Origin of the sequence: Paenibacillus andongensis (assembly GCF_025369935.1) — a bacterium.
Classification (GTDB): domain Bacteria; phylum Bacillota; class Bacilli; order Paenibacillales; family NBRC-103111; genus Paenibacillus_E; species Paenibacillus_E andongensis.
This window is the reverse complement of record NZ_CP104467.1, coordinates 1,334,222-1,359,705: the sequence shown is the minus strand read 5'-3', so window position 1 is coordinate 1,359,705 and position 25,484 is coordinate 1,334,222. Positions and strand designations below refer to the sequence as shown.

21 protein-coding genes are annotated in these 25,484 nt (G+C 47.1%); 3 read left to right on the top strand and 18 right to left on the bottom strand.

Annotated elements, in window-relative coordinates:
- Positions 1-58 precede the first annotated feature (58 nt).
- Positions 59-3,673: a DUF4855 domain-containing protein gene (locus tag NYR53_RS06220; protein ID WP_261304392.1), complete on the bottom strand. Its 3,615-nt coding sequence runs from the start codon at positions 3,671-3,673 to the stop codon at positions 59-61.
- Positions 3,674-3,972: 299 nt separating this feature from the next.
- Between NYR53_RS06220 and NYR53_RS06215 the strand changes: the two genes are divergently transcribed.
- Positions 3,973-4,599 carry an FMN-dependent NADH-azoreductase gene (locus NYR53_RS06215; RefSeq protein WP_261304391.1) on the top strand — a complete coding sequence of 209 codons (627 nt, stop codon included), beginning with the start codon at positions 3,973-3,975 and terminating at the stop codon, positions 4,597-4,599.
- 171 nt (positions 4,600-4,770) lie between these two features.
- Here NYR53_RS06215 and NYR53_RS06210 read toward each other — a convergent pair whose 3' ends face one another.
- The 3 genes from NYR53_RS06210 to NYR53_RS06200 all read right to left on the bottom strand — a co-directional run bounded on the left by NYR53_RS06210 (position 4,771) and on the right by NYR53_RS06200 (position 5,497).
- Complete coding sequence (locus NYR53_RS06210; RefSeq protein WP_437180132.1) at positions 4,771-4,911, bottom strand: aldo/keto reductase; 141 nt, start codon at positions 4,909-4,911, stop codon at positions 4,771-4,773.
- A gap of 40 nt (positions 4,912-4,951) precedes the next feature.
- Positions 4,952-5,263, bottom strand: a complete 312-nt coding sequence (locus NYR53_RS06205) for a hypothetical protein (RefSeq protein WP_261304390.1) — start codon at positions 5,261-5,263, stop codon at positions 4,952-4,954.
- A 96-nt stretch (positions 5,264-5,359) separates the two neighbouring features.
- Positions 5,360-5,497, bottom strand: coding sequence for a hypothetical protein (locus tag NYR53_RS06200; RefSeq protein WP_261304389.1), 138 nt, complete (start codon positions 5,495-5,497; stop codon positions 5,360-5,362).
- 72 nt (positions 5,498-5,569) lie between these two features.
- Here NYR53_RS06200 and NYR53_RS06195 point away from each other — a divergent pair, with 72 nt between their 5' ends.
- Positions 5,570-5,899 carry a hypothetical protein gene (locus tag NYR53_RS06195; protein WP_261304388.1) on the top strand — a complete coding sequence of 110 codons (330 nt, stop codon included), beginning with the start codon at positions 5,570-5,572 and terminating at the stop codon, positions 5,897-5,899.
- Between the two features lie 268 nt (positions 5,900-6,167).
- Here the strand turns inward: NYR53_RS06195 and NYR53_RS06190 are convergent, their stop codons facing one another.
- From NYR53_RS06190 to NYR53_RS06130, 13 genes are all read right to left on the bottom strand, one after another.
- Positions 6,168-6,923, bottom strand: coding sequence for an SGNH/GDSL hydrolase family protein (locus NYR53_RS06190; RefSeq protein ID WP_261304387.1), 756 nt, complete (start codon positions 6,921-6,923; stop codon positions 6,168-6,170).
- Between the two features lie 452 nt (positions 6,924-7,375).
- Positions 7,376-8,134: a cyclase family protein gene (locus NYR53_RS06185; RefSeq protein ID WP_261306292.1), complete on the bottom strand. Its 759-nt coding sequence runs from the start codon at positions 8,132-8,134 to the stop codon at positions 7,376-7,378.
- Positions 8,135-8,329: 195 nt separating this feature from the next.
- Positions 8,330-9,103, bottom strand: coding sequence for a GNAT family N-acetyltransferase (locus NYR53_RS06180; protein WP_261306291.1), 774 nt, complete (start codon positions 9,101-9,103; stop codon positions 8,330-8,332).
- Positions 9,104-9,455: 352 nt separating this feature from the next.
- Positions 9,456-10,025, bottom strand: a complete 570-nt coding sequence (locus NYR53_RS06175; protein ID WP_261304386.1) for a dihydrofolate reductase family protein — start codon at positions 10,023-10,025, stop codon at positions 9,456-9,458.
- Positions 10,026-10,039: 14 nt separating this feature from the next.
- Entirely contained in the window at positions 10,040-10,486 is a 447-nt protein-coding gene (locus NYR53_RS06170; protein ID WP_261304385.1) for an SRPBCC family protein, read from the bottom strand.
- A 17-nt stretch (positions 10,487-10,503) separates the two neighbouring features.
- Complete coding sequence (locus NYR53_RS06165) at positions 10,504-10,992, bottom strand: MerR family transcriptional regulator (RefSeq protein ID WP_261304384.1); 489 nt, start codon at positions 10,990-10,992, stop codon at positions 10,504-10,506.
- Positions 10,993-11,113: 121 nt separating this feature from the next.
- Positions 11,114-11,641, bottom strand: coding sequence for a GNAT family N-acetyltransferase (locus NYR53_RS06160; protein WP_261304383.1), 528 nt, complete (start codon positions 11,639-11,641; stop codon positions 11,114-11,116).
- Between the two features lie 253 nt (positions 11,642-11,894).
- A complete protein-coding gene (locus tag NYR53_RS06155) occupies positions 11,895-20,270 on the bottom strand; it encodes an S-layer homology domain-containing protein (protein WP_261304382.1) in 8,376 nt (2,791 codons plus the stop codon).
- Between the two features lie 851 nt (positions 20,271-21,121).
- Positions 21,122-21,298 carry a 50S ribosomal protein L32 gene (gene rpmF / locus NYR53_RS06150; RefSeq protein ID WP_029193705.1) on the bottom strand — a complete coding sequence of 59 codons (177 nt, stop codon included), beginning with the start codon at positions 21,296-21,298 and terminating at the stop codon, positions 21,122-21,124.
- A 397-nt stretch (positions 21,299-21,695) separates the two neighbouring features.
- Complete coding sequence (locus tag NYR53_RS06145) at positions 21,696-22,727, bottom strand: NAD-dependent epimerase/dehydratase family protein (RefSeq protein ID WP_261304381.1); 1,032 nt, start codon at positions 22,725-22,727, stop codon at positions 21,696-21,698.
- Entirely contained in the window at positions 22,714-22,953 is a 240-nt protein-coding gene (locus NYR53_RS06140; protein ID WP_261304380.1) for a hypothetical protein, read from the bottom strand. Before NYR53_RS06140 ends, NYR53_RS06145 begins: the two co-directional genes overlap by 14 nt.
- 109 nt (positions 22,954-23,062) lie before the next feature.
- Positions 23,063-23,509 (bottom strand): DUF2269 family protein, encoded by a 447-nt coding sequence (locus tag NYR53_RS06135; RefSeq protein WP_261304379.1) that lies wholly within the window; start codon positions 23,507-23,509, stop codon positions 23,063-23,065.
- Between the two features lie 46 nt (positions 23,510-23,555).
- The gene (locus NYR53_RS06130; RefSeq protein WP_261304378.1) at positions 23,556-23,969 is read right to left on the bottom strand and encodes a DUF4267 domain-containing protein; all 414 of its coding nucleotides are present in this window, start codon (positions 23,967-23,969) and stop codon (positions 23,556-23,558) included.
- Between the two features lie 117 nt (positions 23,970-24,086).
- On the opposite strand from NYR53_RS06130, the gene NYR53_RS06125 reads away from it, so the two are divergent.
- Complete coding sequence (locus NYR53_RS06125) at positions 24,087-24,419, top strand: winged helix-turn-helix transcriptional regulator (RefSeq protein ID WP_261304377.1); 333 nt, start codon at positions 24,087-24,089, stop codon at positions 24,417-24,419.
- 305 nt (positions 24,420-24,724) lie between these two features.
- Here the strand turns inward: NYR53_RS06125 and NYR53_RS06120 are convergent, their stop codons facing one another.
- Positions 24,725-24,859 (bottom strand): hypothetical protein, encoded by a 135-nt coding sequence (locus NYR53_RS06120; protein ID WP_261304376.1) that lies wholly within the window; start codon positions 24,857-24,859, stop codon positions 24,725-24,727.
- Positions 24,860-25,484 lie beyond the last annotated feature (625 nt).

Below are 25,484 nucleotides of genomic sequence, written 5' to 3'. Positions count from 1 at the left end.
TGAAAAGCAGACCCCTTAGTTTGAAGTAGGCCCGCTTTTCAGTCATGTTATATGCTGTTTACAGTGTCCAGGCATCGCGAAGCAGTATTTTTGCCGCCTCGTTCGATATATGCTTGCCGGCTTGCGCCTCCACCTCATGAATGAAGCTTTTTACATTTCCTGCTTCGAGCTTTTTAAGCAAGCTTGTTTCTATCCCTTTATTGTCGATCCACCCGCTGCTTTTGAACCGTTTCACGAGCAGCATTAAGCTATCCAGGCTTGCTGCGGTTTGAAACCGGACCGTTCTGCTTGTCGTGTTGCCCGCCAAATCGCTGGCCGTAACCGTAAATTCATGTGTTCCGGGTTCCAAAGCGTACAAGGCAATCGCCGTTCCAGTCTGCACTGGCTTCCCGTCCAACATCGCAACCGTCAACGCTCCGTCAATTCCAGATACACTGTCGGTTGCCGTAAATTGCGGCGTTAAATCCTCAGCGCTTGCGTACGTTCCTTCGAGCGGTACGGCGACAGCAATGACGGGAGCGGTACCGTCGATGTTAAAGCTAATCGTTTTGGGCACTTCCGCATTTCCTTCAAGATCCGTCGATCTGTAGCTAACGCTGTACTTGCCGTCCTTATCAAAGAATATGGGTGCCGAATATGCCAGCCATGTCGTTCCGCCATCCAGGCTGTATACGGTTTGCGTTACGCTTGACGTCGCATCCTTAGCCGTTAAGCTCACTGTAACAGGCTGCTTATACCAGCCATTCTGTCCGTTCGGCTGTTCCGGCGAGATAATAGCCTTTGTGACCGGAGGAGTTTGGTCGCCTCCAGCCGCTTTCTTATACTCGAACGTAACTTTTACCGGTTCGATCATAGCGTTCGTTGCCAGCTGAGCTTCATAGATTCCTTCAACATTGCCGTTAAGCGTAAATGCAATCTGGAAGTCGCCCGCCTCCGTAACGGTTGTCTTGCCCTCGTATTGAAGCTTGCCATGCGGATCAAGCACTTTCACATTCACATCCGTAAGTTTGCCATTCATGGCCAAGCCATTGATGGTTACTTTTTTGGTTGGTACATCTACCGCCGCTTTAAGCCCATCAATGGTTTGAATCGTTACTTTCTTCGCAAGATTGTATACGCCGAATTCATAGAAGGAATAGCCATAGTCAGTCTCTCTTCGGATGCCTTGGAACTTGAGATATCTTGCCTTAACCGGCTCGAACAGAATGGTATTTTTGCCGTCTTGCGCGTTGATGATCCCGTTATTTTCCGCGATGACGCTCTTCCAATTCACCTTATCGTCAGACACAAGCAGCTTGTAAGTTTTGGCACGGGCATACTCCCAGTCGATACGTACCGTATCCATCTCGTTCGCTTCGCCAAGATCGACCTGGAACCATGTATTGTCAACCGAAATACTCGACCAGCGTGTGGCCGGAAAGCCGTCGACAGCTTTTCCGGGCGCTAAACTCGATGCTTCAATCGAGGAGGCTTCGGCAGGCTTATCCTGCGCCAAGCTTCCAACAAGAACGTAGACGCCTTCTTTCAATGTATTGTAAGCTCCTACAGAAATACCTTGCTCATTCTTGAGCTGATCGAGCGTCGCATTGAAGCCTTTGAGGTATTTGGATACCTCGGCTGCATCTTTGCCTTCAAAGCGCTTCATCATTTCCAAATGATTGCTCAGGGCGCGAGCGCCGTCAGCACTCGAGATTTGATTATTTGCCTTGAAATCTCCGACCAGCTTGAGCATGCTGGAAGCATTCATGCCTGCTTGGATCACATAAGTCGTCGTCTTTGTTTTTGTTGCCGCTACCGTGACGGCCAGTTCATGTTTGCCTGCTTTTCCTGCAAGACTAATTTCTGTGCCAGCCGTGTACGGCTTGCCGTCGAATTTGGCGGTTACTTGAGCGAGACCGCTTCCATCATCATTTTTGATCGACCATGTGAATTGGACTTTCTCCGTATCCGGCACAACGACGCCGCTTTGCAGCGCTTGTCCGTTCATTTTGACATCAGCCTCAGGAGGAGCTTCGTTATGGACTTGATAAGTGCCTTTGACAAACTGATTCAGCCAGTCGTACATGATGCGCGTTGAAGGCGCCCCGCTTACCGCAGTATCGTACACGGCATTGTTTCCTTGGTAATAGGCTTTAAAAATGGTTGGCTGTACCAACCCCGTTTCTACGCCGCTGTTCAAATAATCAACAAAGCGTTCGCGGAATACGCCGTCATTCACCATACGGTCATCGAATTCAAGCTCATTCGTCATTCCGTATTGTTTGGCAATATTGGAAGCGTCTTTAAGCTTGTCGTACCCCAATTCTCCGAAGAAATAGTTAGGCTGGAACGCTACGGCATCAAACCCTACATCCTTCCACATATAAGCTTTGTAAGCCAGGGAGTGAGGAATCCAGAAGGACTTCAAATTTTTAGCATGAACGATATCGTTTGCCAGCTTAACCGTAGCGGGACCGGTAGAAGAGGTACTGATTTGTTCCTCTAACCAGTACATGCCGACAAGCTCAAGGTTTGAATAATTTTTTTCAGCCCATTTTTGCTGCGCCTGATTGACATACCACTGAACGGCCTTTGCCCGGTTTTGAAGCGCTTTGTCTGTTCCGATCGACTCTCTGAAGTCTTCAACGACGCCATCGCCATCGACATCTCCAAAGTTGCTCATATACTCGCCCGGATCCGGAATCATCAGGACGACTTTGGTTTTGTGGTCCGTCTGATTGAGTTTCGCGCCTACTTCGACTGTTGCTGCATTCAACTGATCCATATCGCCGTTGTTAGCAAAAGTTTTGTTCAGATACCAAGTCCAGTCGCTCATGTTAGCGCTTCCATTAAATCCATGGCCTTCCGGCGTATTTAAGCCCAAATAAAGAACACCGTCAAACATCCAATCCACCGGCTCGCCGGACTTGTTCACATAGCTAATGTTGGGAATAATTCGTTGCTTGCTCCAGTCGCCTTTTCCTCCGTCATAATAACCGTTATAGAGCAATCCGAGATTGCGGATTCCGGCTGTCGCTTCTCCCGCCTGCAAATAACCGACGGGTTCAGCAGGAATAACTTCCGCTCCGGCAAGCTTTCTATCCGCACCCATAATCTCGATCTCGTCAATCAGCGTCCACGCTCTTGGGTGCATGGAGAAGGTCACTTTCACATAACGTGCATAAGCCATCTGTGCGCCCGGTTTGCTTTTAATACCGTCTCTGTTGCCATCCCACGTATACGTCTCGTCTCTTGGCGGTCCGTCTCCCCACAAAAGCTGCGTTGCATTGTTTGAAAGCAGTCCCCAATTCACGTTGTCGTCAGAGACGTACATGGAAACCGTGAGCGGGACAAGAGCCGAATTCGTTGGCCAATCCTGCAAAAACCGGGCATTGATTTTCGAAATCGATTTTGGCTGCCCCAGATCGAAAACAACTTCGCGGGTCATTTTCAATACATGTCCTACCCATGCCGGATCTGACATATTTAGTGCGCCATGAATCCCATCCGTCAGCTTCTTGCTGCCGTCAGGATGAGTTGCTTCAGGCTGTTCCGACCATTGATAATCCATACCCAGCGCAAGATTCCGAATTGCACGTGCGGGCTGATCTTGTTCCGCTTGCGATACCGGTACCACGGACAATAACATAACGGCTATGACGGTCACGGCTGCCCATTTCTTTTGTATCCTCATATTATCCTTGCTCCCTTCATGAGTAAATAACCATTAAACCTCATTCACTTGTTGTTCGTTTCAAACTTATTACGGTGAACCTTCCTCCTTTCCGCAACAAAATCACAGTATAAGCTAATAGCAGTGTCTGTACCTATTACATTAAGAAACTTGTCTCGCGATGCAAAGAGACTAGTTATTACTTGTCGTATACATTTGTTTACATTGCCCTCTTGAATGAGCAGGTATTGACTCTGACACTAATGGAAGGGATTAAACTGGGATCGAAAGCAAAAATTCAAAAAAGGTGGGAGACGGGAATGAGCAAGGTTTTATTCGTAAAAGCAAATAATCGTCCAGTAGAACAAGCGGTAAGTGTTAAATTGTATGAAGCCTTTTTGAAAAGTTATGTGGATTCCCATCCTGAAGATCAGGTGACTGAGCTTGATTTATTTCAAGCGCACCTGCCTTACTTGGATGCTACCATGATTAACGGAGCATTTAAATTCAGTCAGGGCATGCCTATCACTCCTGAGGAAAAGCAGGTAACAGATATTGCAACCAAATACCTGGATCAATTTTTGGCCGCGGACAAGATTGTCATCGGTTTTCCACTTTGGAATCTTGCCGTTCCTGCAGTCTTGCATACGTATATCGATTATTTGAATCGTGCTGGAACCACCTTTAAATATACACCGGATGGTCCCGTCGGATTGGCAACTGGAAAAAAGGTGGCGTTATTAAATGCTCGAGGAGGTTACTATTCAGAGGGAGAGGCAGCTTCATCAGAAATGGCGGTCAATTTTGTAGTAAGGAATTTACAATTATTCGGTATTCGAGAAATAACGAAGGTTATTGCTGAAGGCCATAACAAGTCTCCGAAACTGAGGGAGAAAATAATCGAAGACGCCATTCAACTGGCTGTTGAAACGGCGAAAACTTTTTAATAAGACGGGGATTTGCTGTGGCAATTGTAGACGAAACGGATGTAAACTTTAAAAGGCGTAGTTGACTCCACTTGGACCCGTCGATTTCTGGGCGAACTAGTGCCTGCCCTGTAAAATCCTGCCCGAGGGAGCAGAGAAGGCTGCCGATCTATTCATTTCGGCAGCCTTCTCCTATTGTTTATTGAGCAATAGTTTCGCCTCATCCATAGGTGTGCTTGGGTCAAATTGATGAGCTTGATAGAAGTCGAGATAGTCCGTTTTTAGACGGCGGAGGCTATTCTCTACGGATGTTATGATATGCTTCCTACTCAACCCACGAGATTGAATCCTTTATAGCCTGTAATGTTTGCAATTACTGAATATATAACAAATAAATCCCTAATACAAAAAATCCAATTCCGATAGCAAAATGAATACCTCTTGCCAACCACCAAGGCAATATTTTGAAGAATAACCCTACAAATATGCCAAATATTATTCCAGCAATAACACCGAAAACCCAGCCTATAAAAGTATCAGATGAAATGTTAAAAAAACTTGGCATAACTGCATAATCAACAATGCTCTTCTTTTTATGCACTTCTTTCGTAAGATAAAAACTATAAGCGATTGCTACAAAAGCAATAATCCAACAAATTATAGTTCCGATCCAATTCCACATCATGTTTCCTCCGATAAGAAACGCTTTGCAATTATATTCGAGCAATCTTCTTAAATTAGATACTTTCTGAATTACCTTCTTCTTATTTAAACAGTTTTGTTATGTAGCCTCATGCTGCATGACTGTACTGCTTTGCAAAAAGCCTGACCGCTCCACTTGATACAAATCATAGATCTGTTGCGTATTATTTATCGATTTATATATTTGCTTGTGGTTGCCTTTCTGGAACTCCGTCATCAGAGAAACCTCGCAAAACTGGAGCAAACAAAGAATCAATATCCTAATAAGCCAGTCAAGCAGTTATATCATTTGGTTAAAAGGTTGTCGGAGAGCATACGGAAACCTGATTACCGCGGGTGTCCCTTTACGAATACGCTGCTTAAGTTCCCCGATACCGCGCATCTCGGTCACCAGGCAGCATTGAAATGCCGAATAGAAAAAGAAGGTACAATCGCACAAATTGCCCGCCTAGCCGGTGCCAGAAATCCGGAAGCATTGGCTGCCCAATTGGAAATGCTGTACAGTGGCGCATTCGTGGAAAACTATCTCCATAAACCTGATTCGGATAGTGACAATTTTTATAACGCGGCGATGCTGCTGATTCAAGCTCAGCTAACTGAGGTCGATAAACAGATATAGACACTTCGCCCTTTGGTCCTCCAGCAATGGTAAGCTCCTACTTGATAACCGGCAATTTATTAATTATGTATGTGACCCCATTCTATTTAAATTTTCCTAAAATACATCCGCTCTATGCCAATTGTTATCAATAGACCTCATTCTGAAGACCCCCTTCCACCCATATTTTCCATTATTATATTAAAAAGCCGCCTTAACAGCGGCTTTTGCAACTTTATTGGTACTATTCGTTATTAACAATTTCGCTCGTTTTCCGTTAGCGAAACAGTCAATTTAGTTTTAAAGCCTCTGAATTCGGCTTGACCAGCTGGCCGGATATTTTCTGAGCGACTGCATCGGCGATCGCCCGGTAACCAGATTCATTCGGATGGATTGTATCCTGCATGAAAGGATGTTCCGGCCGAACCTGACGTCCAAATACGAGGCTGGGGATATCGAGAATATCGACGCGAGGATCATAGTCTCGGAAGCTTTGATACACGTCCCAAAGTTGATCGGAGTAAAGCTGCGCGTTCTCAATATCTAGATGAATATAGCTCCAGTGATTCACTGACAAGAATGGATTCGGTATGCGCAGCAGCACCCCACCGTGCGTTTCATTCAAGAGCCTGTCCACGACGAGCTTCAGATCAGCTTTAATTTGCTTAGGGCTGCTTTCTCGAATGTCGTTGATTCCATAAGAAATGACATACAAGTCTGCCTGGTCTTGAATCACATTGTCGAGAGTGTTGCCGTGGGTAGCGATTTGGTTAACAAAATTATGCAGTGTATTACCGCTGGAGCCACGGTTGCGGATTCGTGCCCCTTCCAGAACGCCTCCGGGAGCCCCATAAATCTGTGCCAGCTGTTCATATAGTCCCTGCGCCGCTTCTGTCGTACTATCGCCGACGAAGTTGATGAGCTTACCTGATTTGGAGCTCTGATAGAACGTTTGAATCGAATCGTCCGTCTTGCCGAAGGACGAAACAGGAAGCGGTAGCGAGAAGATCAAGGAGAACGCCAAACCGAGCTTCCACCAGTTCATTCTGCATGCATCATCCTGATCATTCCTTTCTAGGAAAAAGTTGAAATGTCATTAAATTAATTACGCAAATCTGTTTCCTCACTCACTAATGTTCCCTTCGCAAGTTCCTTCATACCTTTCAGTGTCCTTGTGTCGGGCTTTCATAAGACTTCACCGCCAGAGACCGAACAACTCTCACTGTAAAAACTATTGTGCGCTCACAAAAAAAGAAAAAGACAGCTCAAAGGGAACCGCCTTCTGACGAAGTTTAACTGCCTTATTCTCACCCCAGGACCTGGCCACACGGACAAAACAGAACCCCCGCTGCCTGCAAAAGTGCTGGCAGCGGGGGTTTCGTATTAGTGACAATGCAGCCGCCGGGTCCAGAGCCCGTCAGCAGAGCCGAAATCACCTGCCGGGTCGGCTATAATTTTTGGATTTGAAATAGTAGGAGCTGTAGCACTCTTTCTGTCTCATTCCTCCACGATTGCGACCGGACGTGTCCAGCCCGCACTCGCCTTTTCCACTTTGATCGGAAAGCAGCATACTTTGAAGCCGAACGGCTTCGGAATTTTTTCCAAATTGGCAAGTTTCTCGATCTGGCAATATTCCCGGTCCTTGCCGACATAATGCGCTGCCCACAGGACGCCGTCCCTTGGCTGCTTTTTGTACGCTTCAGCTTGCAGGTTGAGCGGGATATCCCAGCCCCAGCCGTCAGTACCAACTACCTTGACGCCTTGATCCAGTAGCCAAAGCGTAGCTTCGGCAGATACCCCGGCGTGTAGAAACGCATAATGTTCGTGGTACAACCGTTTGTCCGCATCGCTCCGGATGAGTACAATATCGTACGGTTTCAATGTATACTCGATCCGTTTCAACTCGGCTTTCAGATCGTCCGTCGTAATCTCGTAACCTGGCTGTTTCGTGCTGAAATCGAGTACTACACCGTCGGAATAAAACCATTCGAGCGGCAGTTCGTCAATCGTTCTTGCCTGCTTCCCTTCCGAAGTCGGCCAGTAATGCCATGGCGCGTCGATATGAGTACCCGCATGCGTATTCAGGGTTACCGTTTCCGTCGCCCATGCTTTGCTTTCCGGAAAATCTTCCTGCTTAAGCCCGAGTGCTGCCGCCGCTTGCAGTGCACCGGCCTCATGGTTCGCATACTCGATCTTCGCCGGTAGAGGCTCGCGGATGCGTGGACTAATCGGCACGCTTAAGTCGATAAGCTTCATCACATATTCCTCCCTTGTCTCCCGATTCAAGCCCATTATACCATATTGCCCCAATTGCCGATCGTCCACCCTTGCGCGCGATGCCTCCTTTCGAGCAGTTAGACTTCGGCGCTAGTCAGATCGTTTCTAGCCGCGCGTTTTTGTACCTTATCGGTAAAATGATTCTTTAACCGTAGAAATTCTCTCAACCAAGTGTTAACGAGGCGTCACCTTTACGTTTAACAACCTGGTTCTGGTAAACATGCCCGCACTTTCTAACGTCCGTTTGGACGCCTCATTGTAATACCAGCATCCGCAGATCGGTGTTAAATCGCTCTCATAACACCACGCTTTTAATTTCAAAATGATGCTACGCCCAATGCCTTGTTTTCGATAGGATTCATTCGTAAACATGCCTATACTCGCCATTCCCACGAGCATGCTGCTTTTTTCAAGAACGCCGATACCAAGTAAGTCGGACCCGCGATAATACGTGAATATTTCTCCGTTCTCAATCCTTCTAGCATAATGATCGAGAAAATCCCCGCAAGTCTGCTGGATTTGTAAAAGTTCATCTAAACTAGCAATAGCGAAAATATCACCATCGAATGCGTTATCCTCCGGTATTTTCACCCGACTATCTTGAAAAAAATAAGCCTGCTTCGTTATCGTAAAATCCTTATCTAAAGCTAGACTAACGAATAGTTCGTCACAGGTTGGAACGAATAGAGACTTTACAGCATGCTTTGCAATCACTTGATCTAAAAGCTCTTGAGCATGCTTTTGATAGAATGGCCGGATGAAAAATTGAGAAAGCAGCTGATCGTTGTGAATCGCATAATAGCCGACTTCTTCTAATCCATCTATAATCAAATAAAAAGCAGACCCGCGAATATGCTCCTCCAAAAAAGAATCAAAAGGCGAAGATAGCGTACGAACATATTCTTGAATGAGATGCTGCACTTCATGCATATGGCATTCTCTAAACATCAACCTGACCACCACCCTCTCACGATATTAAAGAGCTCTCATTCACCATACCGTGAACTTGATTTGGTGATCAATGGAGAGTATGGCTATAGTTATTTTTGATCTGAGTCGGCAGGTAGGCTATACTTCGCCGCGTAGACAGACAATCCGACGTCGAGCGCACTAACTCAGGAACGCCTGGATGGCAGACGGTGCACTCCGCATTGATCCCTGACCTCGAAGAGGGGCACTATTTCAACGGCTGAACAGCCGAATTTTCATCCAAGTTATTCTCCCGTTACTTCAACAGGCTGCCGAATAAGCCGGCAGCCTGTTGTTATTGTGCTATCGTTTTATGAATTTTCTCAAATACTCATCTTATAGCTTGGTAGACTAGACCAATAATCCCTGTATGAAAAGGGATTGTTTTTTCAAGTTTAAGATTGATTCTATGCGAGACGTCTTTAAATAACGGTATTCCACCACCTAGTACAACAGGATTAACGTTAATCCGATACTCATCAATTAATCCTTTTTGCATGAGGTAGTGGGAAACCCTACCACTACCGATAATTATGATGTCGTTTCCGGGCTGTTGTTTGAGTGTAGAGATCTGCTCCGGAATGTTTTCTTTGATCAACCTTGAGTTCTTCCATTCAACCTTTTCAAGGCTTTGGGAAAAGACGATTTTCGTAGCATCCTCCAGCCATCGAGCTTGCTCAACGTGGTACTTCGACTCTAGTAGACTTTCAGGTAGATTTGGCCAAAAGCCTGCCATCATTTGATACGTAACGCGCCCGTATAAAACAGTGTCAACGGTGCTATGTAAGTCCGAGGCATAACTCTGCAATGCTTCATCATAAATGATCCAATCCATTTCTCCATTTGGACCGGAAATATAGCCATCCAGTGAAGTATGAATGAATAAAATAACTTTTCTCATCTCGGCCTCCACTTTTAATTCGATTCGTTCCTCAATACCTCTCCGAGAGTGTCGAGCATGGCCTTCGTACCATGTTCACGCTGTTCCGGTGTATCGTGACCATCGAGGAAAGTTCCTTGTTCTGTAAAGATCAACCTAGTACCTGCATCCGTTGACTCTAATTCTACTGTCGTCACCGATACCGAAATTCGTGTCTCGCCCATATCCAAGGTATACGAATAGACGATACGTTGATTTGGCACGATCTCCTGAAAGCAGGCGTCAAAAGTGAAGATTGGGCCGTCTGGCGGGCCTCCACGACTAAATTCCCGTCCGCCAACCCTGAAATCGAATTCATCAGCTTTCGAGAACCAACGGGCTTTGGCCTCAGAGTCTGCCCAAGCGGCGAACACTCGCGCGGGTGATGCTTGATAAGTTCGCTCAACGGTAAACGTGGCGTGGTGTACAGATCGTTCGTTCATATGTGTTCCTCCCTATGTTAAAGTTCGTCAATATCTTGTTCGGCGAGGAAATTGCCTAGTCGATCAAGACTTTGTTCTACTTTCATCTGTTGCTCAAAGAAATATTTGTCGTTGCTCTTTTTCATCATAACCAGCACTTTTGTGAAATCGTCTACGGTCAACGGTTCCTTCATTTGCATGAGTGTTGACACATGTTCTAACTCTTCAAGAAGCTTCTGCTGAATCTTTATTTTAGCTTTTAGACTGGCGATTTGTATGGATACTATCTCAATTGGTCTGCAATGCTCCTGGGCCAGAAGCGACTTGATTTCCTCCAACGCTAAACCCAATTCCTTTAATGAGAGAATTTGGTGAAGACGCGAAATGTCAGATTCGGTGTACAACCTGTGCCCCGAATCCGTCTGATCGGATGGCGAGAACAAGCCGATTTGATCATAAAATCTTAATGTTCGAATTGTTAACCCTGTCAGTTTGGCAATTTCCCCGACTTTCCAATGCGGCTTCATAATCAACCCCTTCTTCAGCGCCATTCATTTACCGGTAACTGGATTATAAAACATTACGTAACGTAACGTTCAAGACTTTTTTTCTTCGGGTATACCGCAAGATCGTTAGTTAAAAAAGAGTTCACGATAATTCTATCCAAAATCTCTTAATAACGTTTCCGTCCTCCTCAACGAAGTTTGAATCTGGTATCCCACCATTCTTCAAAATTGTTTTCTCAGAAGCTATATTACCTTCATCGCAAACAACAAGGGCTTTTTCGATTCCTAGCTCTTTGGCTTTTTGCAAAGATAAGGCTAATAATTTACTCGCATAACCTTTATTTCTCTCCTTGGGACGAATACCATATCCAATATGTCCACCACAATTAAATAACTTTTCTGTTAGACGATGTCTAATGTTAACAGCACCTACCACCTTATTATCACCAACGACTAACCAAAATGTGGAATCTGGAGCCCGATTTCCAGGCAAGTTTTCACCTTTTTCATTATTAAAAAGAAACTGTACCATACCTTCAAAATCAGAAGGGTCCTTACTTATAACCCACGGAACCATGTCTTCTCCACTTTCTATCCATTCTTGATAAAAAGAGAGATATTCGTCCTTCAAATTTACCGTGGGGCGGACCAAGGACATCCGTAACTCCATCTTACTCATCCCCTGCCTTAAATCTAAATTTACCCAATAATAGCATAAAGTGTTTTGTATGAGGAAGGGCTAATATTGCATTACTGCCCTCTAAAAATGTCTCCTCAGACTCCTTTCTCGCTATAGCAAAACCAACAAAGGGACCGTACAGAAGTTATCCATTTCCATACGGTCCCTTTTTATTAAATAGGATTTCTAAGCGATTGTCCGGCGTCATCATCTTGCCGATATTTATTAACCCGGATTATTCCGACTAGGGACGAACTGATACCAGTTCCAAGCTGTCCAGCACACGAAGCAGCATCACCGTCGCTTGCGCGCGGCTCGCTCTGTCCTTCGGTTCGGCCGTCGCTTCTGTTAAGCCTTGGATCCATCCCAGACTGACAGCATGAAGGAAATCCTTCCTTGCCCAGTCCGAAATATCTCCCTCATCCCTGAATCGGGAGAGCGCCGAGTCACCCGTATTCGATAACGACGCACCTGTCAGTACGGCAAAGCGTGTAAACAACACGGCAAGCTCCTCGCGCGTAATCGGATCGTTAGGCCGGAATCGTCCATCCGCGCCTTCTATGAGTCCATAGCCGGCAGCCTGTTCCACGGACTTCGCAAACCACGCATCACTCACTACGTCTGTAAACGCAGCTCCGACTGCGGCAACAGGCTCAGGAATCTTGCTTTCAACACCGCTCTGCTGCAGCCCTTGAACGAGCAGCTTGGTGATTTCCGCTCGCGTAATCAAGCGGTCTGGCTCGAATCTGTCATCTGTCGTGCCGCTCACTAGATGGCGGCTTACCAGCACAGCGACATCCGGTCTGCTCCAGTGTGAGGACATATCTGTGAAGGAACGCTCAAATCGCATCACAGCGTATTCACCGAATCCCTTTATGTTCGCGCGAATCCGGTGGTTTTTATTGTCCACAGTGCCCCCGACATAGGTCCAACCGCTTGCAGAGGCCGAATTCTTGACGTAGATGCCCAACTGGCGAGCATCTATGTTTTGCGCATTGGTCAGGTCGTATGCGATGTCCAGCCTCATGGAGTGTCCTGGCTTAGCGCTCTCCCCATCGATCAGATAGGATGGCGACATTCTGCTGTAGCCTGCGGGCAGCACCACTTGCGGATCTGGCGCCGTAGCATAAGTAACTTTCGTATCATCAGCAAAAGTATCCGGCTTCACTTCCAGCTTAACCTTCCCGTCAAAGGCTTCGAACGAGCCGCCTGCCCGCCCGGTCACCCAAGCTTTGGCATTCCCGGCTTGCTCGCCGGAGCCACTGGATCCCGGATTGCCGCTGCCGCCTCCCGGGATCGAGCCGCCTCCGGAATCTGCACTTGTCTCTGCCGTTACGATGGCTGTGGACGATTCGTTACCGCTCTCGTCGATCGCGACAAGGCCGATCCTATACTTCGTAGACGGTCGAAGTCCAGTAATCGTAGCAGCTTGGATTTCCTTAGCCACTTCAATAGATTGAACTTTCGTTTCATTATTCTCCGGTGACCAGCTGATCTTCAGCTTAGCCAGATCCCGCGCTGAAGGATCCGTCCAGGCAAGACGGATCTGGTCCTTGCCGGTAGATACAACCTTCAAATCCGCAGCCGTCGGCGGTGCCGCTAAATCGGGGCGGCGTTCGCCGGCCGACCAACTCCACCTAGCTCCGGCCGACTCGTTGCCGAATTCATCAACAGTGCTGACCAGGAAATCGTAAGCTTCCGAAGCGGCTAAATCTTTCACGACGGCCCACTCCTGTCCTTTGACAACGTCCACCGGATTCCCATATGAATCCGTTCCAGCTTTCTTCCAGCGGATACGTGTACCTGCAAGATCGGTATCGTCCGGATTTATCCAGACTAATGAAGCTCCGTCTGCCGACAATCCTCCTGTTAACCCGGCAACCTCTTGCGGCGGCGTCCGGTCTGCCGCTTCAATGACGATGGACGCCAACGAATCTGTACCGAGCGGAACTCCGGCATAGCAGACAATTGAACCACTTACGGCAACTGTGTAAGTTCCCCCTGCCGCAAGCGGCGTCTCAGGTGTGAACTCAACAGCCATCGCCAGCTGCTTGCCATTCTGGCCGGCTGCCGGGTCGATGGCTTTAACCGCCCCTTTTACCGCCGCACCGTCTGCGCCCTTAATCACGACCGTGTCTTTGGTCGCCGTATCCGTCTCTATCGGCTTGGTGAAATAAATATTCACTTTCGAGCCCTCCGGGTAAGCCCTGATGGAGCCGACCTGCGGCGGCGCGTAGGACTTCATCGGGATGTTAACATCGAGCTGCGGCGGCGGTACGTCGAGCTCATTGCTGTAGACTGTCTCGTAGCCGTCTTTCTCAAATTTCACCTTCCATTTGCCCGTCGGAACGTCCCAGCCGTAGCGTCCGGCATGATCGGTAATCTGAGGATTGTGCTGTTCATACCATTCAGCATCCCAAGCATTCCAAGAGCCGCTAGCCGAATCCAGCTCCATGACGGTAGCCGTCACGTCTTTAAGACGATTGGCAGGCATTCCTTCGTACACATATCCGCTAGGATCATAAATGTACTTAGGCGTAGCCGCCGGTTTCTTAGGAGGTTTCGGATAGGGTTTTAGCTTACAATCATATTGCTTGAGATAGTACTCAAGTTCGTTTAATTCCCCGTCGACGACGGCATCCAATTGTTTGCCGGCCCATGTTCCTTCAACCCAGAACAGCAAGCCCTGAGGGCCCTCGAATTTGGTTGACCCTACCCAGTTAATTGCGTTTTTCAGCAATTCGCTGAAGTAAATGTCCATTTTGATTTCTTCAGCCATATTGGAATAATATTCGGCAGCCTGCGGATCACATAGCCCTTGCGCCGCTTCGATATCAGCCGTTATTCGATCTGCTGTGCTTGGACTCACAAGGCTGTTGAGCGCTTCACTGGTATCATATATCTTTGTACCTGTTGAGAAGAGATCCACAATAATCTTTACATTTTCAGGCGAAAGCAAAGCAGTGCGTCGCAACCCTGACCCGGCACGATTGGGATAAATGGCGCTGAAGGAAGCCGTTGCTCCCGAATCACTGACTGAGTGTTGGAGAGATGAACCATACAAAGGGATGCCCGACTGCGATTCCAATTGTAAATCCCGCTCTGTAGGCGAATAGCTTGCCACCGGCGATGAAGTAAAGCTTACTTTGGCAGAAAGCGTTTCGTTTAAGCGAATATTTAAGCTCATCGCTTTGCCCGATGCAAGCTGGCCTTCCTGCAGCCCCTCCTCCGGCAGCGTGACCGATTCGATTGCAAAGTTGCGCAGTGCCTGAGGTAGCGTAGCGCGCAGCTCCTTCTCCGTCGGGCGCGGCGGGATATATTGCGGATCAGCTTTCTTATGGTAAGTGACCGCGATAGGTCCGGGATCCTTGGTGAGCGTCATCGCCGCAACGTATTCGCCATTAACCAGTCTGGCTTCGGCGGCCGTGTCCCCATTCCATATCTGTACATCCGAGATGCGGGCGGTATCGCGGAATTTCAGCTTATAAACAAACGGCTGTCCCGGTACGAAGACGAAAGGAAATACCGCTACTCCATTATCCGGATGAAAAATCTGAACGCGGCCATCGCCTTGGCGTAAGGTTACTTCCTCTAATCCAGGATCATTGACATCATAGACGATTACGGACTCCTCGCCTGTCACTCGGCTTCCGCCGGCAAGCGCTTCTGTGCGGATCCTATGTCTAACCGTTTCCGTATCCTTGAGCTCGACATCCAATTGCCAGGTACCTCCCGTCGAAACGGCTGCCGTACCCAGCATGTCACTTCCGTCATAAACGGTCACTTCCGAACCGGCCGGTGCTGTCCCGCTGACCCGGAACTGCGGTTTGACGACAGTCTCGGGAACCCTCAGCGTTACGTTCACCACTTGCAGCAGCACTGTGCCAAGCATCTCCTCCCGTTCAACTCCGCCTGACGTATAGCGGATTCGAGCGGTCAACGGGAGATTTCCGGCTATGCCGGGATCGCCTACACGCAACCCGAGCGTCAAGCTGCCCTCTTGATAAGCCTTGACATTGCCTAGCGGAACTTCAATTTTCCCATTCCGCTTCTCGAACTCCTTGGCCTGGCCATTAACGATTAATGTACCCGTCATTGGTTCCAAAGCATTCGGCAACTCTAGCGAGATCACAGCGTTAGCAGCGTCGATGGCCGGGAAGTTCGAATTATTGTACGTAACGCGTGCCGTTACTTTACCGTTTGGAGTAATGAAATCAGACGAAGTGCCAATCCCATTACCGGCCAACCCGCCGAAATTGCCCGCTGCCTGCAAAGTAATCCGCCCCAAATCAAGGGGAGCTGCAGCATCTACCGTAAATTCCACCGTCGAGGTCAGACCTTTTTCTCCCTTCGCAATCATTCGGTAACGGCCTTTGCTCGGAAGATCAATAACATACCGGTTGCCCGAGCGGCTGTATTTCATGTTTTGATAGACCGCTTCCTCGCCGTTCAGCTGATACATTTGGAGATACACATTGCTTAAATTTGAGCCGTCCGGCTTCGCAAAGGATGCTGTTGCTTGCGCACCGGTGCTTTCTAAACGCATCTCCACAGCCGCCTGATTATCATCTCCGATCGTTACTTCTTTACAAGCTGAAGGCAAATCGGCCTCATACCCATTCAGGCAGATTTGGAACGTATCCCCGGCAACAGCCGCTACTTTCATTGGTGGTCCATACTGCATAATCCCATGCGATGTCTTCAGACCCAAGTGAACGGCCACACGCCAATCAAACGTTATCGGCCCTTGCCAGTCGCTTCCAAGCTGTTTGGTATACAATTTAAAGTCAACGGAAGCATAATCCAGCAAACGGAAATCAGCAGCCGCTCCGCCATCTTCGGGAATGATCACCGTGCTTAGCTTAGATTGGAAGCCCTGATTCCTGTAATTTGATGCCCGAACCTTCGCTGTACCGGCCGGAAGCATAAGCGTATAGGTGCCGTTGGACTTGGTAGTGGCTTGGAAAGTCCGCTCTTTGCCATCCATAATAGCTGTCACGGTAGCTCCGGAAACTGGCAAGCCATCTGTACCCACTACTCTCCCCGTCAGTTCATGCAGCGGTTTGCTGGAGAGCACCATAGGAATCTCTTTGGACAAAGCATCGGCTGTAAGATCGACTTGCTTCCCGAAATATAGCGGGTCAGACGGCACGATTTGAAGTCGATACTTATCACCGTAATCCGCTGCCAACCGCAAATCGATGTCCCCGTTTGCATTGCCCTTTAGGAGAACCGCTCCTTTATCATCCGTCAAATTATAGGAAACAGGTACCTTTTGCCCGCTCTCCGTTTTGGCAACGCCCTTCATTTGCACCATGTATTCGGGCTTAATCGTGATTTCACCGGTCTGCCCGAAACCGAACTCCGGAGCGTCTGTCTGCACGGGCACCAAGGAAGAGGACCACGGCTTCACCGTTACCCGGTAAGGAATGCCTGTGTATGGAACATCGAACGTATAGGTGAGCTTGCCGGAAGTGACTTCCTGCTCTTCATAATGGCGCTTATAGATATCGTTGAAGTAGAAGACGGTCAAACCCGCTTTATTCAGCGCATTGCTCCATTCTTCACCCTTCGGAATGTCAAAGATAACCTTAAGACGTCCTGCGACGTTCTTATCGATGGCATAACGGTTTGTCAGCCTTTCGCCATCCACCTCCATGTACACAGCATCAATTCGGGCCACGCCCTCCTCAATCCGGAAAACTCCGCTATACTTGCCCGGTTCGGATTCATTTAGCGCGATCTTGGTCTCGACTGCCTCCGGAGCCGAGCCCCCCTTCCATTGCAGGTAAGCAACAAAGGCTTCCAAGTGCAGGCCCGGCTTCGCTTCAGCCTCGATGCTCGCATCGCTGCCCATCACGGGAACCTCGCTGCCATACTGCCCGACCGTTCGCGCATATTTCATCGTTACCGCCTTAACGGATGCGCTCGTTGGGAACAACTCAAAGGTCAGCTCGTTCTTCCCCAGAAGCAACGTTATCGTCTGCGCATCACCGCCCTTGAATCCTAGTGGCGGCGTTACGCTGACCGTTATTTTTTCTCCGGTTTCGTGTAACCCCGGCAGATTAGCTTCTCCCTGCGCGTTAGCGTTTACCTTGGCCAGTTCCGTTCCGTCTGAGGCCTTCTTGAAAACAACGACCGCAGGTTCCGCCGGATGGCCATTATAGTTCACTTTGACATTCAGCAATGCCGTGAATACGGGAATCAACTTTACATGCGTAATTGCGCCATTGCGAATGGCAAGCCCGGTTTGCTGCGCCAGCGCGATCTTTACCTGATCCTGGTAGAGCTTGATCGCATAAGGCTCGCCGGATGGCAGCGGGATATCGTAATGCGCGACATCCTTGCTGACCGCAGTCTCCGACTCCACAAGCGCCGGATTGGTTACAATCAGAAGCGAGCTGAGCAGCATATCCGGTTGCGATGTCTCGATATCCACGGACAGCAAACCCGCCACCTTCACAGGCAGGTGATCCAAAACAACCCGGCTGCTGCCGTCTTCCAGCTGCACAACAACTGAAACGATCTCGGTCGTACCCGCAGGGAACTCAAATTCCCCTCGATACAATCCGGCTGTATCCAGATTCTCGGGAAGCCGAACTTTACTCTCCTTGGTCTCGACTGTGGAGGAGTCGTCTCCTGCCGGTAACTGTTTATAGGCAATGACGGCATCAACCGTCAGCCCTGTCGCACCTTCAGCCTGAAACTTCAATGTGCTGCCTTGCTTCAATTCATTACCAGTCCAAGATGAAGCAGGCACGGACCAATAACTGGAGGTGATCGGCTGCTGAGGTCCAGTCGTCCCGCAATCGTTCAAACAATAGGTATACAGCGCGTTGCCTCTGGCATAAACGATCCGGTTGCCCTCGCCGTCGATGGCCGCTGCATATGCGTTCAAAGCCGGATTCCCGGCCGTTACGACTTTCCCCTTATCGCGATCAAACATCTCGCTATAATTATTCATGTATAATACAGGCGGATCGGTATCCACGAGATTAGCCAGAACGATTTTTCCGCTGCCGCTAATGGTCAGTTTGTTGTAGGTTTTATGCGTCAGCTCAGTTTCTGACCGTCCGCTATTCAAATCAAAAGTTTCGCCTGTCGTACGGTCAAAATAATAAGGCATCGCATGCCAGCCAGGTCCCCCCGCTTCGGTATAAGCGATGTACCGGCCGTCGCCGTTCACAGCAAGGCTGCTGTGGTAGGCATTGAAAACGAAACGGTTCACGATACTCGCTGCTGCCACATCATAAATATAAATAGCCTGCTCGTTACTGCTTCCAGCCGCTCCCAACAAATTCGAGGAATCGGACAGAAAAGCAAGGATGGCTCCGTTCCCGCTGATTGCAGGTCCATAACTACTCCCGTTCTCCGAACCGCTCAGCGCTTCGCTCACCAGCTTCCGCGAATGGCTATTCCGATCGAAGACGTACACGCGATTGTCCTCGGTAAATGCAATCCAGCGGCCATCTCCACTAACTACAGGATCAGCAGCCACGCCTTCGGACGAAGAAATCAACTCCAGATTGTGCGTCCCTCTGTCGTAAGCATAAATATGGTCGCCAGCCGCTCCCGGGGAAGCGGTCAAATTGCTGGCATTCGACGTGAAGACGATAATATTGCCCGTGCGGTTAATCTTAGGGTCTCTCACAATGCCGCTTGGCGGCGAGCCATCCTTGGTGCGCGTTACCGTCTCTTTGGATTTTGAAGCCGTGTCGATTGCATACAAGTGATGCAGCTCCGAACCTTCACGGACTGCGTCAGAGTAAACAACCGTCGATCCGTCAGCGCTAATCGCTGTCCAAGTTGTGTCGGCCCCGGCATTCTCGACCAGATCAGCGAGCTTCAATTCCGACTTCGGCGACGCCCCGACGTTGATCCTTGAACCTGAAGACTCGTTCCCTGCTTCATCCACGGTGACAATTCGGTAAGTGTAAAGCTTGTTCTGCTCCAGACTATCCACAACGGTAGAAGGATCCGAAGTCTCAGCCACTTTTTCACCGCTGTCATCGTTATAAACGAAATATTTCTTCACATCCGGGTTGGGCTCGCCGTTTTCCAGGTAAGGCGGGTCCCACTTCAGCATGACGCGGTTATAGGCAAGCAAGTTCCAAGTAACATTGATAACGTCGCCTGCATCTGTCCAGTCTACTTTTACCACAACTGGCGCTGAACGCTCGCTTACACGTCCATCCTTTTCCGCTGATGCCGTAATGCTGTATTTCCCTTCTTCGGTCAATTCAAGATTTAAGGCGAACCGCCCTCGGCCGCTGCCATCGTCGTGAGCGATGGTCGGCGCAGCATGACGCTCTTCGCCCCCATAAACGGCGTACCACACGCTTACCGCAGCTTCGGGGTCGGCATAACCGCTTATAGCCAAAGAAGGTTCCTGGCTTACGGCTGGCATAGCATCAAGAACCGGGATTCCAACGTCCGCAGCCGCCGCCGGTTTAGCCACCATTGTCTTGACAACCACATCGGGAGCCTGGACTTGTGTTTGTGTTTGTGTTTGTGCCTGAACCGGCCCTGCACTGGGCATCGTACCTGTAATAAGCAGAACAGCTGCTAATAAGCTGGTTACTGCTCTGTTCTTCACTTTATGAAATCTACTTTTTTTCAATAGGTATTCCCCTTCCTGATAGCTAATAATTTCCATTCTGTGTACTAAGCTATCATCGGGGCGATTTTCAGTCTATTATCCTTTCGGATACTTTTTCTAAAAATAAGTAAATAAACTTGTGGAAGAAAATCGATGGTTATGAATTGATTACAGTTGTAGAAATGTATGGGGCAGCTGGGGTAAAAAAAGCGCGAAAACCGCGCTTTCAGAGAGAGCTCTGCGAGCCGAAGCTCGCTGACAGAGTCTGAGAAGCCGAAAATCGACCTCTCAGCAGACCATCCTGAGCGACCGTGCAGAATAAGCGCTGAAAACGCGCTAACCGGGTGCCCTTAAGCAAACGTGCTTAATCCGGAGCACACGAATAAATAAGGGATAAGCTTCGCTTGCCCCAAACCCAAAACATATAAATTCTAATAAGAAAAAACCTCAGGCTCTGCCTCAGGTCCTTGGTGTAAACCCATTCTTAAGTGCATAGGGAGGGGTGTGGGTTCCAATCGCTGTTGAAACGACCCACAATAACTGCGAAAGTGCAGAAATTTTTGCTAAAATCGTTTGAATAGAGGAAATGCCTTCTATTATGCAGGAATTTTTAGCTTTTCCATCCTGAATTTAAAAAAGACCGTAAAAGCCTGCACGTTTGCAGGAATGTACGAATAGGAGCTATTCAAAGATAAAAAGCATGTACAATTGCAGGTTTATCACAAACACAATCACTTCTTCTCGTAAAATCTCGCTCAAACCCAAAATAAACCCCAATTATCCGCCATATCCGCTTCACTTCTTGCCTCTTCATCATACAAAAATGACACTCTAATTGTTTAGAGTGTCATTTAAGGATGCAATTCATATTATTATTGAGCTTTTACGATCTCTCTACCTTTATATGAACCGCAGTTTTTGCAAACATGATGTGCCATTTTTAATTCTGCACATTGTTCACACTTCACCATTCCTGGCACAGCCAGTTTAAAGTGAGTACGGCGCTTATCGCGACGTGTTTTGGACGTTCTCCTTTGAGGAACAGCCATATTCAAAACACCTCCTGTTACTTTCATAAATCAACAAGAGATATCATATCTTTCTCAATCTACTTTGTCAATATTATAGTATTCTACGATTAAGGACGACTGTTACTATACGTAATAAAAGATCGGCTTCCGGCATTGGATAAGCACCATCTTCAGTAATGTTCAATGTCATCAGAGCGGAAAGAACCGTAAAAAAGCAGGAAATTAATTTCCGGGGATCGCCTGATGCTAATTCACCTAATTCCTGCCCTTCTATAAATAACGATTCTTTTCAAGTGGGCTGCCAGGCAGTCTATAAACATTTTGCATCTCATTTTTTAATTCATGAAGTGCTTGTTCAATAAGTGTAATGAAAAGTTCATCTTTCGATTTGAGTCACACTCCATTAAATCTTGTCTTAAGCCCGATTATTACCACTTTTAGGCTTTACTAACTTGTTGTCAAGGAGATAATCCATTGTATCACGTATAATATCGGAAAAGTCGGTATATTGGTATGGATAAACATTAGGATATTTGGATATATAAGTTGTATCCTTCCCTATCCGAGGATATACGGAGGCAACTTCTTTATTAAAAAACTTTAGAGGCCACATGAAAAACTTCGGCATAATTTTCTTGGGAGGCGCAAATCCTAAATCCGAATAATTATCGTGAATGGCTGAAGCAATATCCAAAAAACTTCCCTTCGCACTAAAAGAAAGGTGGCGATTTCCATTCGTGTTGGGATCTTTCATTATGGCGATATGCATACGGGCGCAGTCACGTACATCCACGAAATGCAAAACCATATCCGGCAGCATAGGCATCTTTCCTTCTGCTATATTCTTAACATTTTCAACACTGAATCGTACACCAGGAAGAAGAGAAGGTCCAAAAATGATACAAGGATTAATACTAGCGAGCTCTACTCCCCTTGGATTTCGTGTCTGGTCTTTAACTAGATCCCATGCCAACTTCTCCGCAAGGGTCTTACTGCGATAATAATCGGATATTCCATCAGGATTTGTCCAGTCGTCTTCACTAAAAGTAAGCTTTGAAGCCTGATGCCCGAAAACCATAGCAGCCTCTGAGCTTGTGATGACTATTTTTCGCACAGTTCCCGACTGAAAAGCGGCATGCATGACATGCTTAGTTCCCTTGGTTGCAGTTTCTACCAAATCAGCTTTGACGTTAAATTGTGGACTAGCTACGTGGAAAACCCACTTACACCCCTCTGCAGCCTCTTTCCAACCCTCCTCACTCAGTAAATTCGCCTCAACTAACTCCACTCCCGGAAGGAGTTCAGTCATTTTTTCCATTTGATTAACGTTGCTGAGCTTCCGAACAGTTCCTCTAACTTGAAATCCCTCTTCAATCAAATATTTTCCAATCCAAGAAGCCAAATAACCAGTTATCCCCGTTACTAAACATAAATCACCCTTTTGCATAATTGGACCCTTTATCATGAGTAATCACTCCTCGATCAATGTTGGTTGATTGAATCAACCATTCAACCAAAGAATAAGGTATTTCTATCCATTTGTCAACAGCAAAAAAAGACACGATAACGACCACTCTCAAACAAAGGATGAGCGGACTGTTTTCATTGAGCCAATCTGCCCGTTCGACTTCGATGAGCAGTCCATCGGAATACAAAGCAGCGATTCCCTTCAAGCCTTAAGAATGTGTAGAGAAAATAAAATTGGTAGACCTATAACAAGGAGCAGCTACCGAGGTAACTGCTCCTTGTTTTCGTTTCAAATTGATGAGTGTTCTCGTTCCGTTAGAACGGTTTGAACACCATCAGAAGAATCGAGATGAAAGCAACAAGATTCGCGATCCCTTCCAACCAGGCGGAGCGTCTGCGGCTCAGTCGGTACGCGTCAGGCAGCTCATCCCCTTGCGTCTGCTGCAGCAGCGTAAGCTGCTGCTTGATGCCAGCGGGAAGCAGGCTAGCAAAGATAATCAGAATGACAAAGAAGAATGCAATCGAGACCACATACCACATTTCTCGGAACAAAGAGGTTTCCAGGAAGCCAAGCGCAACACCTGTAAGAAGCAGCAGTGTGCCTCCGAATTTCGGCAGGATCGCCGTCTTTTGCAGCAGCGCAAGCGCGAACTTGGCTTGACCCACTGTCCGGGCGCTGCTCATGATCAAGGGATAGCAGATGACGGCGGCCATGGCTGTTATGGCGGCGATGATATGGATGAACAGCAGGTAAATATACATGTAATGCCCCCCTTAATTTAGATACCCTGCTTATGATGATACTGTTCTAGTTATTCGCTGTTTTAGCTCGCTGTTCTTCTCGATACAACATCCAACCTACAACAAGTCCATATACCGCAGTAACAAGATGAATCCAAGAAGGTGTTTTATCTACTGCATTCGTTACTACCAATATGGCATCTACGATTGGCATTAAAATAGAAGTTAACATAAGAGCTAGTAATGCTTTTCTCATACGAAGTACCATCAAGACTAGTAGGAAGATTCCAATAAACAGGTCACGATCTGCTTTGATATTCACAAGATATCTATCAGCGGTGTCATGCAGTGGTATACCAAAACCTCGAATCGCAGCTTCTGGCTGGATAAAACCGCTCACTCCTAAATACAACATCAACAGCGTAACAACACCCACTAACCAAAATGTTACTGACTTTGGTCCCCAATAAGATTTACTCATTTGTCTGGCTCCTTTTTCCATTTATTTGATTGACTTTATTGTATATCGGTAATAAGATTCTGTTAAGAACGCACTTTAAAGTATGGCACTTACTTAAAGTAAGGGAGTGATTTATCAATGATTCATCAGCGCGAATGTCCAATCGAGACCGTCATTCATGTTTTAGGCGGGAAATGGAAGCCGATGATTTTATGGCATTTGATAGAATCAACCAAGCGGTATAACGATCTGGAGAAGCTAATACCTGATGTCTCCCAAAAAATGCTTACACAGCATCTTCGTGACTTGGAACAAGAAGGCGTGATCGAAAGAACGGTATACCCCACCGTCCCTCCCAAAGTAGAATATTCACTTAGTGAATATGGCAGAACATTGATCCCTGTAACAGAAGTGATGTGTGCTTGGGGAGAAAATCATAATGAGCGAAAACATGAAGAACCAGCATCTTAATGCTGGTTCTTTTTTCTACTTTTCTTTCGGGACTTTGAAACAATAAGCTCGAAAAAGGCGCTTATTCAGGAGCGTCCCAACAAATAAGCGCGATAAACGCGCTTACAGCGAGAGCTCTGCGAGCCGAAACCCGCCTACAGAGTCTGAGAAGCCGAAAATCGACTTCGTAATTTTACATCACTTATCTACAAATCGGCATCTCGCATAATTTCCTATACAACAAAAAGAACGCCACCGGATCTCCCCGATGACGCTTCGCTTAAATCAGTGCATGGTAGGAAGGAGGCGGTTCCCCCCCCCTTTCCTTAGGTCATTCTGTTTTTTATCCGCTCAATAATGTTGCTGTTTCTTGCCCTGTAAACGCCAAAAATAACCGATCCCATGACTGCTGCCGCGGCTGCAGTTGATGCAACGATCATTGATTTTTTTGCTTGACGCATTACGAACACCTCCACATTTTTTTGAGCGAACAATGCTTAGTTTACCTTAGAAAATGAATAAAAATGCATGCCTTGGCTTTTAGATGATTAAATTGATACTTCAATAAAAAACAGGGGCATGACTGAATTTTCTTATTTTTTACTGATCTGCCTAACACTATCCAAATTAATACGCCGGTAAAAAAGAATAGTTATACTGAAAGTAATTAAATAAATTGGGATTGAAAAAGGCAATGAATATCCATTCTTGTATGTGATCATTTTAAATAAAACAGAAATCCACTCGACTCCTATAGCTATTACAGACCAAACGACTATATATACTACGACGCTTTTCGCTTTCGCATAAATCCCAAACACTTCATAAAAATAAATAAAGAAATAGGAAAATGGAGAGTAAAGAAAGTATGAAACAAAGTCAAACACGTCATAGTATGGCGAATCGTTTACATCATAAAAGTCAAATACCCCTCCTCCGAGCGTAAAATCCCAAAACTTCGCTACAGAGAACCCCCACAAAAAAAGCAGAAAAGTACTTTCTGCTTTTAATTTCCTCGGCAAAAAGTACGAGATCGTATATGTACAAATTATAGCAATGGTAACAAACCACTCATTCATATCAAAA